This is a genomic window from Pseudoalteromonas sp., from assembly GCF_041613455.1.
In the GTDB taxonomy this organism is placed as follows: domain Bacteria; phylum Pseudomonadota; class Gammaproteobacteria; order Enterobacterales; family Alteromonadaceae; genus Pseudoalteromonas.
Map to the genome: position 1 here is coordinate 1 of NZ_JBFJHD010000330.1, position 2,252 is coordinate 2,252.

Annotated in this window: 4 protein-coding genes; all 4 read left to right on the forward strand. The window is 43.8% G+C overall.

Annotation, left to right across the window (positions count from 1 at the left end; translation table 11 throughout):
* On the forward strand, window positions 1-197 hold a 197-nt coding region (locus ABYB02_RS16685; protein WP_372763491.1), incomplete at its 5' end, for a DCC1-like thiol-disulfide oxidoreductase family protein.
* Window positions 194-919, forward strand: a complete 726-nt coding sequence (locus ABYB02_RS16690; RefSeq protein WP_372763492.1) for an SDR family NAD(P)-dependent oxidoreductase — start codon at window positions 194-196, stop codon at window positions 917-919. The genes ABYB02_RS16685 and ABYB02_RS16690, both read left to right, overlap by 4 nt.
* Window positions 920-928: 9 nt before the next feature.
* Complete coding sequence (locus ABYB02_RS16695; protein WP_372763493.1) at window positions 929-1,537, forward strand: flavin reductase family protein; 609 nt, start codon at window positions 929-931, stop codon at window positions 1,535-1,537.
* 121 nt (window positions 1,538-1,658) lie between these two features.
* A partial coding sequence (locus tag ABYB02_RS16700) for a DsbA family oxidoreductase (RefSeq protein ID WP_372763494.1) occupies window positions 1,659-2,252 on the forward strand: 594 nt, incomplete at its 3' end.

The following is a 2,252-nucleotide window of genomic DNA, read 5'->3' on the forward strand; positions in this document are numbered from 1 at the left end:
ATGTGACCTATCAGGCATGGCGTAGCGTGGGCAAGTACCCTTGGCTTAAAATCATCCGCTTACCGGTGATACGTTTTTTTGCTAATAGTGCGTATCGTGTGTTTGCTAACAACCGCCATCATATTAGTCGATTTTTAATGCCTAACTCAGTATGCAGTAGTGGCCAATGCCCAAACCAAGCGAAAGGTGAAAAATGAAAACGATCATTTTATTTGGCGCCAGTAGCACGATTGCACAGGCTTACATTACTCACTTGAACTCACAAACAACGCCATTTAATATTGTTTGCGTGAGCTCATCTGAGCTAACTACCAACAGTGAGCATGTGCGCTATGTGCACAGCGATTATTCAGCGCAAAGCCTTAATAGCCTCACTGAGATGCTTAAGTTACAGGCCCTTGAGCTCACCCAAGTGGTCATATTTAATGGCCAATTGCACAGCCAATATCATTTTCCTGAGAAAAAGCTCGAAGAGTTTAATAGCGACTATTTTATGCATTTAATGCACGCTAATACGCTTGTGCCGTTATTATGCTTGCAAAGTGTGTTGCCGCTACTGAATCACCACACTCAGTGCACCATTACCGCACTGAGTGCGCGGGTTGGCAGCATTAACGACAATAAATTAGGCGGCTGGTATAGTTACCGTGCGTCTAAAGCCGCACTCAATATGCTATTTAAAACAGCGGCCATTGAGCTGGCTCGCCGCGCTAAAAATACTAAGCTGATTTTATTTCACCCAGGCACCACCAACACGCCGCTGTCTAAACCGTTTCAAAAAAATGTACCGGCAGGCAAGTTATTTACCCCTGAGTTTGTGGCGCAGCAATTGTTTACACTCACCCATCACAACCCTCATTTAGCGCTCAATGGTGAGCCTGCCTACCTAGATTGGCAAGGCAAAGCCATAGCATGGTAAGGATGTATAATGCATTTTACGCAACAGCACATCGCGGCACTGGAAAAACACAGCCGGGCTCACTTTATTAATTCACTTTCAGGTTTTAAAAGCGCCAACTTAATTGGCACTCAAGACACGGCGGGAAATACTAATTTATCGATTGTCAGCTCGGTGGTGCATTTAGGGGCGCACCCACCATTGATTGGCATGATCATGCGCCCGCACAGTGTGCCGCGCCATACTTTTGAAAATATCTTAGCAACCGGTGTTTACACCATTAACCATGTTAATAGTAAAATTTATAAACAGGCTCACCAAACCTCAGCGCGCTACGACCAAGACGAATCTGAGTTTACGGCAACCGGCCTTACGCCTGAGTATTTAAATGAGTTTAACGCTCCCTTTGTACAGCAAAGCCGATTAAAGTATGCGGTAAAATACCTCGAGCATCAGCACTTAGCCGTTAACGGTACTGAACTGGTGATAGGTGAAATTACCGACGTTTACTTTGATGAAATTGCGCTGCAAAGCGATGGCTTTTTAGACTTAACAGCCGTAGACACCGTTGCGGTAAGTGGGCTCGACAGCTACCACGGTGTTAACAAATTACAGCGTCTGCCTTATGCAAAAAAATAACTTTTCTATAATTTGCCAACTATCGTTTTAGATGAGTATTTTGTCGCAGCAATTGATAACGCCACTTTCACCCCAATAATGTAGATATACTGGCATCATTGCCGTGGTTAATAGGATTAAAATGACAACACTAAAAATTGATATTGTCTCAGATGTAATGTGCCCATGGTGCATAATTGGCTATAAAAACCTTGAGCAAGCACTGCAGCAATTACACGGTGAGATAGACGCACAGATCAGCTGGAAACCGTTTGAGCTAAATCCAGATATGCCCCTTGAAGGGCAAGATTTAAATGAACACTTAATGCAAAAATACGGCCTAAGCGAAGCACAAGGCGATGAAAATCGTAACAATCTGCTTGCCGCAGGGCAACGTGCCGGGTTTACCTTTAATTTTGCTGGCAAACGCATCATGATCAACAGCTTTGATCTACATCGTTTATTAATGTGGGCTGCTGAGCAAGGGAAGCAAACCGAACTAAAATTGGCGTTTTTTAAAGCGCACTTTAGCGATTTAATCTATTTAAACCAAGAACAGGCGTTACTCAACGTGGTGGCAGACGTGGGTCTTGATAAAGACACTGCACGCAACATATTACACTCAGACAAATACGTACAAGCGGTACGCGAAGAGCAACACAATATTAAACAAATGGGTATTAGTTCAGTGCCAACATTTATTATAAACGATAAGTATGCCCTCACCGGCGGGCAA